The organism is Actinoplanes sp. HUAS TT8 (assembly GCF_051380535.1).
Classification (GTDB): domain Bacteria; phylum Actinomycetota; class Actinomycetes; order Mycobacteriales; family Micromonosporaceae; genus Actinoplanes.
The window spans coordinates 8154019-8169257 of sequence record NZ_CP195646.1 but is presented as its reverse complement, the minus strand read 5'-3'; the positions used below and the strand labels follow the sequence as shown (position 1 = coordinate 8169257).

General features: G+C 72.8%; 13 protein-coding genes. 5 read left to right on the top strand and 8 right to left on the bottom strand.

Going from position 1 to position 15239, the window contains the following annotated elements; genetic code table 11:
* Positions 1 to 235 precede the first annotated feature (235 nt).
* On the bottom strand, positions 236 to 550 hold the full coding sequence (locus ACSHV8_RS36180; RefSeq protein WP_436523315.1) for an STAS domain-containing protein: 315 nt from the start codon (positions 548 to 550) through the stop codon (positions 236 to 238).
* 95 nt (positions 551 to 645) lie between these two features.
* On the opposite strand from ACSHV8_RS36180, the gene fxsT reads away from it, so the two are divergent.
* Complete coding sequence (gene fxsT / locus ACSHV8_RS36175) at positions 646 to 3066, top strand: FxSxx-COOH system tetratricopeptide repeat protein (RefSeq protein WP_436523313.1); 2421 nt, start codon at positions 646 to 648, stop codon at positions 3064 to 3066.
* A gap of 68 nt (positions 3067 to 3134) precedes the next feature.
* On the opposite strand, the gene ACSHV8_RS36170 is transcribed toward fxsT, so the two are convergent.
* From ACSHV8_RS36170 to fxsA, 3 genes are all read right to left on the bottom strand, one after another.
* Positions 3135 to 4817, bottom strand: a complete 1683-nt coding sequence (locus tag ACSHV8_RS36170; protein WP_436523311.1) for a putative bifunctional diguanylate cyclase/phosphodiesterase — start codon at positions 4815 to 4817, stop codon at positions 3135 to 3137.
* Between the two features lie 271 nt (positions 4818 to 5088).
* On the bottom strand, positions 5089 to 6792 hold the full coding sequence (locus tag ACSHV8_RS36165; protein ID WP_436523309.1) for an aKG-HExxH-type peptide beta-hydroxylase: 1704 nt from the start codon (positions 6790 to 6792) through the stop codon (positions 5089 to 5091).
* A gap of 11 nt (positions 6793 to 6803) precedes the next feature.
* The gene (gene fxsA / locus ACSHV8_RS36160) at positions 6804 to 6992 is read right to left on the bottom strand and encodes an FxSxx-COOH cyclophane-containing RiPP peptide (RefSeq protein WP_436523307.1); all 189 of its coding nucleotides are present in this window, start codon (positions 6990 to 6992) and stop codon (positions 6804 to 6806) included.
* Between the two features lie 161 nt (positions 6993 to 7153).
* Between fxsA and ACSHV8_RS36155 the strand changes: the two genes are divergently transcribed.
* Entirely contained in the window at positions 7154 to 7633 is a 480-nt protein-coding gene (locus ACSHV8_RS36155) for a hypothetical protein (protein ID WP_436523305.1), read from the top strand.
* 49 nt (positions 7634 to 7682) lie between these two features.
* Positions 7683 to 8015 (top strand): hypothetical protein, encoded by a 333-nt coding sequence (locus ACSHV8_RS36150; protein ID WP_436523303.1) that lies wholly within the window; start codon positions 7683 to 7685, stop codon positions 8013 to 8015.
* Between the two features lie 21 nt (positions 8016 to 8036).
* On the opposite strand, the gene ACSHV8_RS36145 is transcribed toward ACSHV8_RS36150, so the two are convergent.
* The gene (locus ACSHV8_RS36145) at positions 8037 to 8321 is read right to left on the bottom strand and encodes a DUF427 domain-containing protein (protein ID WP_436523301.1); all 285 of its coding nucleotides are present in this window, start codon (positions 8319 to 8321) and stop codon (positions 8037 to 8039) included.
* Between the two features lie 131 nt (positions 8322 to 8452).
* Between ACSHV8_RS36145 and ACSHV8_RS36140 the strand changes: the two genes are divergently transcribed.
* Entirely contained in the window at positions 8453 to 9499 is a 1047-nt protein-coding gene (locus ACSHV8_RS36140; protein WP_436523299.1) for a hypothetical protein, read from the top strand.
* Complete coding sequence (locus ACSHV8_RS36135; RefSeq protein WP_436523297.1) at positions 9496 to 10926, top strand: hypothetical protein; 1431 nt, start codon at positions 9496 to 9498, stop codon at positions 10924 to 10926. Before ACSHV8_RS36140 ends, ACSHV8_RS36135 begins: the two co-directional genes overlap by 4 nt.
* A gap of 345 nt (positions 10927 to 11271) precedes the next feature.
* Here the strand turns inward: ACSHV8_RS36135 and ACSHV8_RS36130 are convergent, their stop codons facing one another.
* The 3 genes from ACSHV8_RS36130 to ACSHV8_RS36120 all read right to left on the bottom strand — a co-directional run bounded on the left by ACSHV8_RS36130 (position 11272) and on the right by ACSHV8_RS36120 (position 15234).
* On the bottom strand, positions 11272 to 13131 hold the full coding sequence (locus tag ACSHV8_RS36130; RefSeq protein WP_436523295.1) for a SpoIIE family protein phosphatase: 1860 nt from the start codon (positions 13129 to 13131) through the stop codon (positions 11272 to 11274).
* A gap of 249 nt (positions 13132 to 13380) precedes the next feature.
* Complete coding sequence (locus tag ACSHV8_RS36125) at positions 13381 to 14214, bottom strand: bifunctional DNA primase/polymerase (RefSeq protein ID WP_436523293.1); 834 nt, start codon at positions 14212 to 14214, stop codon at positions 13381 to 13383.
* Positions 14215 to 14235: 21 nt separating this feature from the next.
* Positions 14236 to 15234, bottom strand: coding sequence for a beta family protein (locus ACSHV8_RS36120; RefSeq protein ID WP_436523291.1), 999 nt, complete (start codon positions 15232 to 15234; stop codon positions 14236 to 14238).
* Between the last annotated feature and the right edge of the window lie 5 nt (positions 15235 to 15239).

Sequence of the window (15239 nt, the reverse complement as noted above, 5' to 3'; positions counted from 1 at the left end):
CGCCGCCGCGACCCGCGCCGAGCTCCGGGCCCAGCCGCGCCCCCGCCTTCCGGCTGGTGCTCAGGGCTGTCTCCGACCCTCGGAGACAGCCCTCAGCACCAGCTGACCCTGCGCGAGTCGCGGCTGGGGCCGGTGTCGAGCGGAGCTTGCGACAGAGGCTGCGGGCGGGCGGCTCATCGCCGTACGGGAAATGGGAGAGAAGGCGCCGAAGCGGCCCGGACGTGGCAGGGTGGTTTTATGGGGTCACCTCGACGACCTCCATGAGGCCGCTGAGCATCAGGATCTGGCGGACGTTGCTGCTCGGGCGAGCCAGCCGGAAGGCGATCGCCTGGTCACGGGCCCGCTGGAAGCCGGAGATGAGCGCGCCCAGACCGGTCGAGTCGATGAAAGCGACGTCGTGCATGTCGACCACGATCTGCCGTGGACGGCCGGCGACCGCCTCGCCCAGCGCGACGCGGACCTGCTCGACAGTGAGAACATCGATCTCGCCGCGCAGGGAGACGGTGGTGAGGGTGCCGTCCGCATCCAGGCTCGTCACTTCTTCGATCACGGGGGGCCTTCCGTCTCGCCGGGCCGGTGCCCGCTTTGCTGTGGCGGGGGTTCCACGTACGGTAATCGGCATCACCAACACGTGAGGAGCACGGTGTGCCGATCCGTGGCGGTCTGCCGCCGCGCAATCCCCGCTTCGTGGGCCGTGAAGAGTTACTGTCCCGCGTGCGTGGCCTGCTCGGCAACGGTCCCGTGGTGCTGCTGCCGAGCCCGGACCATCAACTCGGCGGGACAGGACGTACCCAGTTGGCGGTGGAATATGCTTACCGCCACGCCGACGCCTACGACCTGGTGTGGTGGATCCCGGCCGAGCAGAACGCGGGCATGCGCGCGGCCCTGGCCGGTCTCGCCCAGAAACTCGGGCTGCCCGAGGCGCGGGACCTCAACCGCACGCTCGGTGCTGTCCGGGACGCGCTGAGCCGCGGCGAACCGTACCGGCACTGGCTCGTCGTCTTCGAGAACGCCAACCGGCCCGAGGACATCATGCCGTACCTGCCCTCGGGCGCCGGCCACGTGCTCGTGACCAGCCGGAACCCGCGCTGGACGGCCGAGGTGGCGCAGGCCCTGCCGGTGCCCGTCTTCGACCGGGCCGACGCGATCGACCTGCTCCGCACCCGCGCCCCCGAGCTCTCGCCCGAGGACGCCGACCGGCTCGCGGACCGGCTCGGCGACGTGCCGATGGCGCTCGACCTGGCCACCGCCGTGCGCACAGCCACCGGCTGGCCGGTCGGGGAATACCTGGAGCGGTACGACCACCGGGCCGCCGAACTGGCCTTCCCCACCCCGATCCGGGTCACCTGGGGTCTGGCCGCCGACGCGCTCGGCGAGGCCGCCCCGGCCGACCGGGTGCTGCTCGAACTCTGCACGTTCCTGGCCAGCGCGCCGGTCTCCTGGCAGCTGCTCTGGGCCGCCCGCACGCTCCCGCTGGAACCGGAGGTGGCCCGCACGGTCCGGGTCGAGCGCCGGCTGCGGGCGGCGATGCGGCGGATCGCCCGGTTCGGGCTGGCCGGGCTCGACCCGTCGGGCGAGCGACTCACCGTGCACCCGCTGGTCCGCGGCATGTTCGGGCAGGAACTCAGCTCCGAGCGGCACGCCGAGCTGCTGCGCCTGGTGCGCGGCATGCTCTCCGCGGCCGACCCGGGCGACCCGGACAACCCGGCCGGCTGGTACCGGTACGCCGAGCTGGCCCCGCACCTGATCCACTCCGACCTGCTCGGCGGCGACGCCGAGGAGGTCCGCCAGTTGGTGATCAACTGCATCCGGTTCCACTTCGCCCGCGGCGACTACGACTCCAGCCGCGAACTGGCCGGCGCGGCCGTGGCCCGCTGGAAGGACGCGCTCGGCGAATCGGCCGAACAGACCCTGCTCGCCTCGTTCCACCTGGCCAACGCCATGCGTGCGGTGGGCCGCTCGGCCGACGCGCGGAACCTGAACCTGCAGACCCTGCGCACCCAGCGCGAAGTGTTCGGCGCCGACGACGAGGCCACCCTGGCCACCGCCAACAGCGTCGGCGGGGACCTGCGCATGCAGGGCCACTTCGGGCAGGCCCGGCAGCTCGACGCCGACAACCTGGTGCGGTACCGGCGGCTGTTCGGCGAGAGCTTCCCGACCGCGCTGCGCTGCGCCAACAACCTCGCCATCGACCTGCGGCTGCTCGGCGACTTCCGGGGCGCCCGGGCCCTCGACGAGCAGACGTTGCGGCACCGGCAGGCGATCTTCGTGGACGGGCACCCGGAAACCCTGTCGTCGCGGGCCGCGCTCGCCTACGACCTGTTCGGGCTCGGCGACTACACCGGTGTCGCCGAGACCCTGGCCGGGCACGCCGAACAGGTCGCCGAGGACCATCCGTTCGCGCTCTGGGCCGCGCGGCTGACCGCGATGGCGGCGTACCGGCTGGGCCAGGCCGAAGCCCGGGACCTGGCCACCGCCAACCTGGAGGCGTGCCGGCAGCGGTTCGGCGACCTGAACGTGGACACCCTGGCCACGGCGCTGTCGCTGGCCAACTGCGTCCGGGCCGCGGGCGACCTGACCGCCGCCCACGAACTGCTGGAACGCGCCGTGATCCGGTTCCACGCGGTGCTCGGCGACGAGCATCCGTTCACGCTGGCCGCCTCGGCCGGGCTGGCCGGGGTGGTCCGCGCGGCCGGACGGTTCCACGAGGCGCGGACCATCGACGAAGAAGTCCTGGGCGGGCTGCGGCGCAGCGTCGGCGCCGATCACCCGTTCACCCTGAGCTGCGCCAACGGGCTGGCCGCGGACCTGTTCGCGGCCGGCGAGGGCCAGCCCGCACGCGAACTGGCGGCCGACACGCTGCGGCGGTCCCGGGTGGTGCGCGGGGCCGACCACCCGGACACGGTGGCCTGCGCGTGGAACCTGGCGCTGGCCGATCAGGACGAGGCAGCGCAGCAGCAGGCGCTGGGGGCGCTGGCCAAGGCGTACGGCGACGGCCACCCGGTGTTCCGGATGACCGCCGCCGCACAGAGGTTGGAGACCGACATCGACCTGCCGCCCCTCTAACCTGGCCTCGCTCCGCTCGGCGGGCAAAATGCGCGGGCTGGAGTTGGAGCAGGTCTCGTTGAGGTGTGTCAGGAGGCGAGCGGGATTTCCTTGTCATCGTTCTGCTTGTCGAGCAGTTCGGTGACGCCCAGGGCGGGCATCGGGCGGGCGAAGTGGTAGCCCTGGGCCCGGCTGCACGCCAGTTCGCGCAGCCACTCGGCCTGGGCCGCGTCCTCCACGCCCTCGGCCACCGGCGCCAGGTTGAACGTCCGGGCGATGTGCAGCACCGCCTCGGCCACCGACGCGCCCCCGCTCTCGGGCATGGCCTGCACGAACGACCGGTCGATCTTGACGACGTCCACCGGCAGCGCGCTCAGGTGACTGAGCGAGGAGAACCCGGTGCCGAAGTCGTCCAGCGCGATCCGCACACCCAGGTCCTTCAGCTCGCTGAGGATGCGGGCCGACTCCTCCAGGTCGACCAGCGCGACCGACTCGGTCAGCTCCAGCACCAGGTGCTCCGGCTCCAGACCGGTCCGCTCCAGCACCGAGCGGACCTCGGCGACCAGGTTCGGGTTGCTCAGCTGGGAGGCCGACAGGTTCACGTTCATCTCGAAGCCGGGGAACTGGTGCTGCCACTTGACCGCCTGCCGGCAGGCCTCCTCCAGCACCCAGCCGCCGAGCCGGGGGAGCAGCCCGAGCTGCTCGGCCAGCTCCAGGAACAGGCCGGGCGGGACCAGGCCCTTCTCCGGGTGCTGCCAGCGGATCAGCGCCTCGACCCCGACCGTCTGCTCGCCCTGCAGGTCGACGATCGGCTGGTAGTGCACCTCGAACTCGCCCAGGTCGAGAGCGCGGATGATGTCGCCCTCGGCCTTGCGGCGCTGCTCCTCCAGGGCGAACAGCTCCGGGTCGAAGCGCCGGGCGGCACCGCCACCGTCCAGCTTCGCGCGGTGCAGGGCCTGGTCGGCTTCGCGCAGCACGTGATCGATGCCCTCGCCGCCGGCCGTGATCGCGACCCCGGCGCTGGCCCGGACCGTCATCTTGAGACCGCCCACCTCCAGCGGCCGGTGCAGCTCGGTCAGCACCCGCTCGGCCACCGCGACCGCGGCCTGCTCGTCCTCCAGGCCGGGCAGCAGCACCACGAACTCGTCGCCGTCGAGCCGGGCCACCACGTCGTTGGCGCGCACGTTGGCGGCCAGCCGATCGGCCGCGGCCCGCAGCAGGTCGTCGCCGACCTCGTGGCCGAACTCGTCGTTCAGCTCGCGGAAACCGTCCAGGTCGACCACGATCACCGCGGTCATCGTCCGGCTCGCCTCGGCCAGCTCGTGATCGGCCCGCTCCAGGAACATCTTGCGGTTGCCGACCCCGGTCAGCGGGTCCCGGTACGCCTGCCGGGCCAGCATGGCCCGCTGCGTGGTCATCTCGTGCAGCAGCGCCTTGTCCGTGCCGGCGCCGAGCCAGCGACGGACCAGCACGGCCAGCGCCATCCCGAGCAGCAGCCAGACCGCGCCCGAGGCGAGCTCACCCTGAGCCTGCCGGATGCCGCTCACCGCCAGCGCGGCCGCGGTCGGCGCGAACCGCAGCACCGGACGTTCCGGCGCCACCAGCAGCATGGCCAGGCCGAGACAGAGAGCCGCGGCCAGCGGCACGAGCCGGGACGTGAGGGTCACGTCCGTAGCGTCGGCTGCCGGCCAGACCAGCAGTACCAGCGAAGCCAGAACTACACCGTCGTCGACGGCACGACGCATCCGGTCCAACAGAGCTTTGCGAGCCACGATCCACCTCCGGTCGCTCACATCGGTCCGGGGGCGGGTGGGTTAAGTCATCCGGGGCGCTTTCGTGGTTCGCTACCTGGCACAAAACCGCAGGTCAACCGTATTGCAACCGGGGGGCGGTCGGTTTTCGCGGACGCGCTTTCCGCTGCACGTGCAGCTGCGGTTTCCGCGCCCTTCCCCGGCTCGCGTCCGCGTCCTGCGTCTGCGTCTTGCGTCCGCGGCTCGCGTCGGCGTCTTATTTCCGCGTCTTGCGTCGGCGTCTTGCGTCGGCTCAGCGTTCGTCGGCGCTGGACAGCCAGGCGGCGATTTCCGCGAGGTCCGCTTCGGGGGCGGCCAGCGCGGCGGCGCGGACCAGTTCCGGCCTGCGGCGCAGGGCTGGGTGCGGGGAGACCAGGGCGAGTCCGCTCCAGGCCGCATCCTGGTCATTCACCACCCCGATTTGGTACGAGGTGAGCGCCGCGTCCGCATCGCCGAGCACACAGGCCACATCTCCGGCGTCGCTCGGCGCTTCGGTCGCGTGGATCTCGTCGCCGCGCAGCCGGGCCCGGATCAGCTGCAACCGGGGACTGGACTCGATGACCCGCTCGCCGCCGGACACCGTGGACTCGACCGCCGGTGCGGCCCGTCCCGCGCGCCAGGCCTCGGCCAGCGCCCGCGCGTCCTCCGGGGAGACCGTGAGATTCCGCAGCCGCCACCGCGCGTAGTGGTCGGCCCGGGCGAGGTCCGCGAGCCGCTCGACCTCGGGGTCGACCGGCTCGTCGAGCCAGGGTTCGACCTCGTCCCGCAGGGCGCCGACCAGCCGGACGCCGGCCGCGGTCAGCTCCCCGCCGGCCAGCAGTTGTCCGGCGGTCTCGTGCACCGCGGCCCGCCAGCGTGCGAACTCGAACTCCGCCTCGCTGCCGCCTCCCGTGTTTTTCCCGCCTCGCGTGCGCTGTGCGCCTTCGGTGCGTGTCGCGCGCTCGTCTCGGCGCGTGGTTTCGGCCTGGGCGCCGGGCAGGTGCGCCGGGGCGCTGAGCGGATGCGCCGGGGCGCTGAGCGGATGCGGTGTGCGGGCGGACCGTTCGGTGCGCCAGAAGCGGGTCACGGCGAGGAACGCGTAGACGCCGTGCAGGGTCCCGAACGCCGGCCGCGGGTCCTCGCGCCACGGCGAATACCCGAGTTCGCTCCCCGGGCCGACCAGCTCGAACAGGCCGTGCACCGCGTTCAGGACGCTGTGCTGGGTCTCGTGCAGCAGCGCCACGGCCAGGCCGGTGCCGGTCACCGGGGCCGACATCGCGACCGCCCCGAACGCGATCGCCGACGTCGCGCTCACCCCCTCGGCCCGGGGATCCGGCCGCGCCGGAACGATCACGCGCAGCACCCCTTCGACGATGTCGGCCGCGCCGGGATGCCGGGTGATCAGAATCCGCCAGGCCTCGTCGAGACAGGTCCGCCAGTGGGCCACCCCGGCCGGGTCGAGGGGGCCGGTCGGCGCCAGCCCGAGCAGGTGCCGCAGCGGGCCGCGATCATCCAGTCGCACGGTCAGCGTCCGGCCGGCGTGCGTCACGGAGAGCACATGGCCGGCCGGCTCGGGCAGCTCACCCAGCGCGATCGCCGGGCCGGGGGTGGCCGGGGACAGGCCGGCGACGGAGCCCGCGGCGGGGGTGGCCGGGGACGGGCCCGGGGCGGGGGTGGTCGGGGCCGGGCCGGGGACGGAGCCCGGGGCGGGCGGCGCCGCGGCGCGGAGTGCGGACAGGGCCTGGGCGGCCCAGAGGCCGGTCATCGGGTCGGCGATCCGGGTGCGGGACTCCTCGACCGGCATCGCGTGCAGAACGCCGTACCAAATCGGATCTTGATCGGTCTTGAGGCGGATCTCCCGGAGGAGAAGGAGATGGCGGCTGAGCTGCGCCCGGCGCAGCAGGCCGAGGGTTTCCGGAGCGGGTCGCCCGGCGCCGAGAGCGACGAGATCGGGGTCGGCGAGCCGGAACGGATGCACCGCGGGCCCGGTCAGAGCGCGGAGTTGAAGCCGGCGATCTGCTCGCTCGGCCCGCCCAGGTCACCGGCGAGGCGGCGCAGGCAGCGGTCCAGGACGGAGTCGTCGCGAGTGACCAGCTCGGCGAGGGTGGACTCGGAGACGTCGATCATCGCGGACCGCCACTCGGGCGTGGGTCCGTCGTCCGGCTGACCGGTCTCCACGGCACCTCCTCGATCGTGGCGGTCGATACGTTGCTTGAAGGTTACGGCGGTCGCCGGGTCGAGTGAGCGCCGGGAGTCGCTACCGTGGGTGCTCGCGGGGATGGCGTGGTCGTGATCTCATGGGACATCACCACCGTAAGTCGGTAACGGAGGGCGAAATCGTGCTGGGTGGAGAGCAGGGTGCCGGAAACGGCGCATCCCTCTCGGGAGGTGCGGCCGCCGCGCTGGCCGATCGGGTGGCGACGCTGCGCGCGTCGGCCGCCGGTGCGGACGGTGCGGTGCTGGTCACCGTGGCGAGTTCCGGGAACGTGACGGAGCTGGAGCTGGACGAGCGGTCCCTGGGCCTGGGTGCGCCCGGCCTGGCGACCGAGATCCTGCGGACGATCCGTCGGGCCCAGTCGGCACTGGCCGGCCGGGTCGCCGACGCGGTCGAGGAGACCGTCGGGACGGAGACCGAGACCGGCCGGGCGGTGCTGGACAGTTTCACGCAGCGTTTCCCCGCCCCGTCCGGGCCGGAGGAGGCGGCCGCCCCGGTCATGCCGGCGCGGGCGCCGTTCCCGTCGTTCAGCACGGTGCCGTCGCTGCCGCATCAGGCGCCCGGCAACGGTTTCGAGAGCGGGCGGGACAGTCGTGCACGCTGAGCCGAGTCCCCGCCTGCCGCGTCGTGGGCCGGCCCCGCCGACCGATCAGATGAGCAACGCCGAGCTGGCGCGGATGGTCGAGGCCGAGCATCCGTATCGCGGGCGGGCGCTTTTCGAGCTGTGTGACCGTCTGACCGCCGACGACGACGCGGTGGCCAAGGTGGCGATGCTGTCCCGGCTCACGTCGCTGCGGCGGGCGCGGCTCTTCGACCGGGTGTCGCTGGCCTGGTCGGCGATCATCGCGCTGCTGGCCGCCGAGACGGAGAACGCCCGGGAGGAGGCCTACGCGGCCTTCCGGGCGCTGGATCCCGAGGAGCAGCGGGACATGCTGGACTACCTCGAGGTGACCGCGATCGAGGAGGCCCACCCGCGCATCGCGTGAGCGGGCCTCCGCTGCGGGTTCTCAGATTTCCACGGTCACGTCTTTGCGGAACGCGACCCGGTCCCGGACCGCCGAGGCGTCCGGTTTCGGGTCCGGGTAGTACCAGGCGGCGTCGGCCGCGGTCTGCCCCTCGGCACGCAGCGAGTAGTAGGACGCCTTGCCCTTCCACGGGCAGACGGTGTGCGTGTCGGAGGGGATGAGCACGTCCGCACGCACCGAGGCGCGGGGGAAGTAGTAATTCCCCTCAAGCACCACGGTGTCGTCGCTCTCCGCGATCACTTCGTCGTTCCAGATGGCCTTCGGCATGCCCCGAACCTAGCGCGCCGCCGGATTTGTGACTGATATGTGCGTTTTATTCACCTCTCGCGGGTGAAACGCGGCGAGATTGCCGCCGTCCCGTAGAATTCCCCTGCATTTGTCGATCAAGAAGGGCGCGGATGACCCGGCTTGACGAGCTGCGCGGCTCAGGCAAGGCCAAGCGGCACAACGCGCGCACGATCGCCGCTCTGACCGGCAACCCCGGCTGCAACCGGCGTGCCGTGCTGGACGCGGCCGGCGTCGACAAGCTGAAGCTCGCCGAGGCGGTCGGCTTCCCGGGCAGCTTCGGCCAGTCCCGGTTCGCGCTGTCCCGGGGCAACGCGTTCGAGGCGATGCTCAAGGCCGACGACTGCGCACTGCTGCGGTCGGTGCTCGACGCCTCCGCGTCGTTGCCGTATCAGGATCTGGGAGCGGACTCGGACGACACGCTGGGTGACCGGCATGCTCGCACGACGTCGCTTCTGGGGGCGGCGGAGTCGGCTTTGATCGACCACCCGCTGCTGACCCTCGAAGTGGCCGGGCAGACCGTCTACCTCGAACCCGACCTGGTGGCCTACGCGCATCAGGGCCGCCTGCAGGTCGTCGAGATCAAGTCGTTCGCGATCGTGGACGGGCAGGCCGACAGCGCGAAAGTCTCCGCGGCGGCGATCCAGGCCGCGACGTACGTGCTGGCGCTGCGTCAACTGCTCGAACGCCTCGGCCTGGACCCGCTGCTGGTCGACCACGAGGTCGTGCTGGTCTGCCCGGAGAACTTCGCCATGCGCCCGGTCGCGGTCCGCCTCGACGTGCGCAAACAGCTCTCCACCCTGCGCCGGCAGCTGTCCCGGCTGGCCTCGGTCGGCGAGATCATCGACGCGCTACCGGCCGGGCTGACCTTCGACCTGAACCGGCCGGCCGACGAGATCGCGGTGGCGCTCGGGCACGTGACCCCGCGATACGCGCCCGAATGCCTCTCGACCTGCGAGCTGTCGATGTTCTGCCGGAACGAGGCGAGCGGGACGACCGGGGCGCTCGGCCGCCCGGTGCGGGAAGCGCTGGGCGGGATCGACAGCGTGGGCGAGGTGCTCGAACTCGCCGCCGGGACCCGCCCGCCGACTCCGGATCAGGAGGAGGCCGCGGCACTGCTGCGGCAGGCGCTCCGCCTGAGGTCGGAGGCCCTCCCGTGAGCACTCTCACCGCCCTGGCCCGGGCGCAGGCCGTCGCGGCCGGGCGGGCACAACCCATCGCCACCGTCCGCCACCTGCACGTTCATGACCATCCGCTGGTGCTCGTGCCGCTCGCGATGGCCGGCGAGGCCAACGCGCCGCTGGCCGCGATGGTCGGCACCGACCCGGCCGAACCCGAACTGCTCGTCGTCACCCAGCCGCGCGACCGCGACGAACGATTCCGGTTCGCCGATCGACTGGGGCAAATCATCATCGCGTACGTCGACATGTTCGCCGACGGCACCGAGGACGTCCCGATCGACCGGGGCAAGGACGTGCGCACCCGCTATCTCGACGCCCCGCAGATCTGGGTGCCGAACCCGGGCGGCGTCGACTTCCTGCGCCTGTTCGGCCGATCCACCCGGTTCCGCACGGTCGACGGCGAACACCCGGTGCCCGCATCCGTGCCGATGCTGGGGCGCTGGCTCACGTTCTTCGCCAACAGTGCCGAAGTGCCCGGGTCGTCGCTGCTGCTCAACGCCGTACAGGCGCTCGGGCTGCACTGGGTGACCGGGCAGAGCAGCGCCGAGGACGCGCAACTCGGTGTCCTGCTGGCCTGGATCGAGGACGGCTTCGCGGCGGCCCGGGCCGTGGAGAACGGGCCGGTGGCCGGACCGGCGACCGACCCCGACTTCGACAACCGGGTGCTGGCCCCGCTCATCGAACGATCCGCACCCGAACTGCCCGGGGTGCTGCGCGAACTCATGTGGCCCACCTGGGAACGGATGTGGCGGGTCCACGACCTGCTGCGCCGGCTCCCGGCCGGCGAACGGGTGCGGCAGCGGTGGGACGCCGACCGGGACGCGTACACGGCGTTCACCCAGCACGTCGCCGAAGGCGGCGCACCCCAGCCCCGCCGGGACGGCGCCGTCGCCGCCGCGGCCCGCCTGCAACGACTCGAAACGGCGGCCTCCCGGTACGCGGTGCAGCGCGCCTTCGACGACCCGCTCGTCCTGGCCGAATACCGCCTGGCCGGCGCCGCCTTCGCCGGAACCGTCACCCTGGCCGCCCCGGACCGGGTCGACGACACCGGCAAACGGCCGGTCCTGCGCCCGCGCATCATGGTCCGGACGGCCGAAGCCGTGCGGGTCGAGGCCGGGACGTCCCTGACCTCGCCGTCGCGGCCGGCCCAGAAGGCCCGGGTGATCTCGGTGGCCCGGCTCGACTCGGGGGAGTCCGACGTGCTGCTGGAACTTTCCGGGGGGATGGGGCGCAAGCTGACGCCGGAACCGGGGACGGTCCCGTCCGTGGGCGAACAGCTGATCCTGACCACGCTGTCCGAGGAGTTCCGTCGGAGCGGGTCCCTGCCCGACCCGACCGAGACGCCCTGGACCCACGGTGGTCCCCCCATCTACGACGACCCAACCCCAGACCTCCCTCGCCCCTAACCGCGCCCCGCCGGCACCACGCCCACGCGCCACCCGTGTCCGCCTCGCGTCGTTCTGTGCCCCAGCTGGTCGTTTCCGGTGCCGGAGGCACCGCCGAGCGCCGGCCGGGACTGTGACGCGGCTGGGGAGTGAGTGGCTGTGGCCTTGCGGGCCCGCAGGGCAGGACTTGGGTGATCAGTTTCGGGCTTGGGCGGGGGTGTTGCTCTGACCGCAACCACCCACCCAGATCGCCCTGGAGGGTTTCGCGTTCTGGGCGCGCCAGCGCCCTGCGAAGCCCGGAAGGGTCCCCGCGGGAGCGACGATCGGGACCACGGCGGACCTAGGCAATGAAGATCTTGAATTTGATCAGCCGGTCAGGCGGACCAGGAGCAGGGCGATGTCGTCGCTGCGGCGTGGGGCGACGTCGAGGAGGCGGGCGCAGAGTTCGTCGCCGGGGTAGGCGCAGCTCTCCCGGAGGCGTTCGGCGAGGCGGGCGACGCCGTCGTCGAGGAGTTGTTCGCGGTCCTCGACCAGGCCGTCGGTGTAGAGGACCAGGGTCGAGCCGGGTGGTACGTATCGGACAGTGGTGGTGCGTGGCTGCTGTGGCGGCAGGCCGAGCAGCGGCTCCGGCGGGATCCACCAGACCTGGACGCGGCCGTCGGGCATGAGCAGCAGCGGCGGGGGATGGCCGGCGTTGGCGAAGCTGATCGCGTAGCCCGACCAGGACTGCCGGACGCGGGCCAGCACCGCGGTCGCCGCGGCCGGGACGTGCAGGCCGTGCAGCGCCTGATCGAGCTGGGTGAGCAGGACGCCGGGCTCGTCGGCGCGGCCATACGCGTCGCCGCGCACCAGATTCCGCAGCTGGCCCATCATCGCGGCGGCCTCGATGTCGTGCCCCGACACGTCGCCGACCGCGACCATCGCACTGCCGTCGGGCTGAGCGAACGCGTCGTACCAGTCACCGCCGACCGCGGCGCCGTCCTGCGCGGGCAGATAGCGGGCGTGCAACTCGACGCCGGGCAGCGCGGGCAGCTCGGTCAGCAGGCTCCGCTGCAGCACCTCGGCGACGTGCCGCTGCTCCCGGTACAGCCGGGAGTTCTCGACGGCCAGGCCCGCCCGCCGGCCGATCTCGGCCGCGACACGCTCCTCGGCCTCGCTGAACGGTGGCCGGTCCGGCCCGTTGACCAGCAACACCGCACCCAGCACCACGCGCCGGACCGGCGACAGGATCGGCGCGATCATCGACGACCCGAGCCCGGCCGAGGTGGCGATCGTGGCGATCTCCGCGTCGCTGAGCCGGCCGCGGAGCTTGGCCGGGCCGTGCTCGCGGCGCACCGAACGCCCGGGCCGGCGCGCCGCCAGCACGATCGCCTGCAGGTCGGTGCGCGAGCGGGCGGCCAGATCGGCCAGCCGGTCCATGTCGGCGGCGTGGGCCGGATCCCGGTGCGTGGCCGAGACGTGCGGGCTCGCGCCCGGCTCGTCGGCGTAGGTGACGACGCACCAGTCGGCCAGGCGGCCGGTGACGATCCGCCCGAGCCGGCGCATCGCCTCCTCCACGTCCATCGTCGCCGCGAGCGACTCGGTCAGGTCGGTGAGCAGCGACAACTGCTGCTGGGCGGACTCGGCGGCCCGCCGTGCCTCCTCGGCCGCAGCCCGCGCGATCCGCAGGCAGACCTCCGACGAGCAGACCGCGGCCAGCTCGCTGAGCAGGGCGATCTCGCTCTGCGTCCACTCGCGGGGCTCCTCGTCGACCGCGCACAGAGCCCCGACGACCAGGCCGTCCGGGTCGGTGATGGGAGCGCCCGCGTACGCGATGGCGTTCAGCTGGTCGATCGACGGGTTGCCACGCGTCCGGGGATCGGTGCGCACGTCCGGAATGATCAGCATCTCGCCGGCGACGACGACGTGCCGGCTGAACGAATGGGTCAGCGGCATGCTCCGGTCACTGGCGAACGGCTCCGGCATGCCGACCTGCCCGGCGAGGAACTGCATCTCCTCGTCGACCAGGCAGACCACGCAGAGCGGCGCGTCCACCAGCTTGCGGACGAGCATCGCCACCCGGTCGAACGCCTCGTCCGGCCCCGGCCCACCCAGCCGTCGCACCGAACGCAGGCGCACCGGATCAGCGAGCACACTCTGCTCGGTGTCACCGATGACGTCCCACTGAAGCACCATCGCCCCCCAGCCGGTCGCCTGCCAGGCTACCGGCGTCCGGGGCGGGTTCACCCGTGTGCTCCCGACCCGATCATCCGTTTCCGGTCGGCCAATCGGTCAAATCCGCCCCCTCATCCGTGCCATTCGGCATTGTCCTGCGTTATTGGCCCGGCCCGGCCCGCGGCTGGGTTCGGGCCGAGCCGGCTGGGCCCGGCCCGGGTGACGTCCTGGCTGCGGGCCTGCTCGCTCGGCTTGGCGGCGGCTTGGCCTGGCGGCGGCTTGGCTTGGCAGCGGCCTGGCCTGGCCTGGCGGCGGGTCTGGTCAGGCGGCGTGGTCGGCGAACGGCTGGCGGGTGCCCGCCCGCATCCCGGACCGGATGGTGCCGCGGATCTCGGCCTGCCCCAGCCCCGCGTAGCGAGCCGCCTCCTCCAGCGCCCGCCGCACCACCCAGGCGTCGAGCAACCCAGCCCCGACGAACCGGCCCAGCGCGAACGCCGCCCGGTTCAGCGTGTCGTTGCGGCACCCCACGACGGCGCCGGCCACCCGTTCGACCTCGGCCTCCAGTGCGGCCTCGGCATACCGATCAGGGTGCGTGACCGGTCGCGACGGCATCGGCGGCGGTCCGGCGATCATGGCGCGCAGCGCCGGCGGCCCGACCGGGAGGGGCGGGCCGGGGCGGCGGATCCAGGTATATCCACCACCGGTCGCGTGCCGGGACGGCGGGGCCAGCACGTAACCACCGGCGCCGCGCCAGTCCAGCCCGGGCAGCAGGCGGACCCGATTGCCGTAGCCGGTCGGGCGGAACCACAGGTGGCGGCCGCCCCCACCGGTCTTGACCTGCGGACCGGGCGGGATCTCGTCGTCCAGCAGGTGGCGCAGCCCGTGCCAGCCCTCCACCGAGTCGACGTCGGCCACATCCATGATCACGCCGGTGCGCAGGCCCACGTTGGCCTGCGGCCAGTGCGACCACCAGATCTCGATCCGGCGCGGATCGGTGGTGGCCTCGTTCACCCCGTGCCGCAGCCGGGGATGTTTGCCGGGACTGTCGCATCGCTCTCCTCGCGGGCAGGAACAGACACCACCCCGGTCAGGCGTGTGCACCGGCAGGACAGGGATGCCATGCCGGGCGTACGCGAGGGCAGCCGTGAGCGACATTAGAACAACCGTACGACAATTTCAGCGCTCCGGCAGTGCCCGAAGAACGTGCGATATGTGGTGCGAGGTGCTCCAGGCGATCCAGCTCGCCGAACTGCCCGCGCCCCGGGCGGTGCGGGCCCGCCGGGCGATCTCGGCGTCGCCCCAGGAGAAGCGGGAACCCGCCGACGGCCACTGCGCCGAGGTCACCAGCGTGCGGCACAGGTCGTGGCAGCGGTCGTCGCTGCGTCCGCCGCGTCGTGCCCAGCGGTAGATCCACCATTCCCGCTCGGTCGTGTACCGCAGCGTGGGCAGCTGGCGATGATGCTGCACGCCGAGCCGCCGGACCGGGGAGGTGACTCCGTAGTCGGCGTATCCGACGCCGGGCTCGCCGAGCCGCGCCCACACCCGGGCGTCCAGCCGGCCCACCGTCACCGGGCGGTCCGTGGGCAGGTCGTCCAGGTTCGGCGGCATCGCGCCCGAGGCCACGCTGACCGAGCGCCACGGCATCGTCCGGGCCCAGCGCAGGACCCGCCGCGCCCGATCCTCGACCTCGTCGGCGTGGGCTTGGCAGGCCGTCTCGGCGAGGTCGATCAGCAGGTCGACCTCGTTCGAGTCGAGCGCGGTGGCGGCCAGTACCCGGTCGGTGACCAGGTCGGCCGTCACCGGATTGCCGGCGTCGATGTGCGGTTGCAGACGCAGGATCGCGCGACGGCGGTGCATTCGTGCGGCGAGACCATGGGCGACAAGACGACGGCCGCTTTCGTACGGCCGTAGCACCGGCACTATGGCCACCCCGAGTCGCGCGAGCTGCCTCGCGACGGACACCGGCGCGATCGGCTCCGGAATGTGCCCGAAGTCGAGCGCCAGCACCTCGGTGCGGGGCGGCAGCTCGCGCACCAGCGGGACGATGCTGACCGCCGGATCCAGCTCGACGATCGGCGTGACTCGTGCGGCCTCCTCGTCGGAGAGGTGCGCGAGTGCCGCGAACTCACCGCGGCGGGGCCGGAGAATCGGTTGATAAGCCCCGTTGGGCGTCATAGCAC

Coding starts and splice junctions, on each gene's coding strand:
- ACSHV8_RS36145 (WP_436523301.1), bottom strand. CDS start 8,321: ATGCCGAAGGCCATCTGGAACGACGAAGTGATCGCGGAGAGCGACGAC.
- ACSHV8_RS36120 (WP_436523291.1), bottom strand. CDS start 15,234: ATGACGCCCAACGGGGCTTATCAACCGATTCTCCGGCCCCGCCGCGGT.
- ACSHV8_RS36125 (WP_436523293.1), bottom strand. CDS start 14,214: ATGTCGCTCACGGCTGCCCTCGCGTACGCCCGGCATGGCATCCCTGTC.
- ACSHV8_RS36150 (WP_436523303.1), top strand. CDS start 7,683: ATGAGCAACGCCGAGCTGGCGCGGATGGTCGAGGCCGAGCATCCGTAT.
- ACSHV8_RS36140 (WP_436523299.1), top strand. CDS start 8,453: ATGACCCGGCTTGACGAGCTGCGCGGCTCAGGCAAGGCCAAGCGGCAC.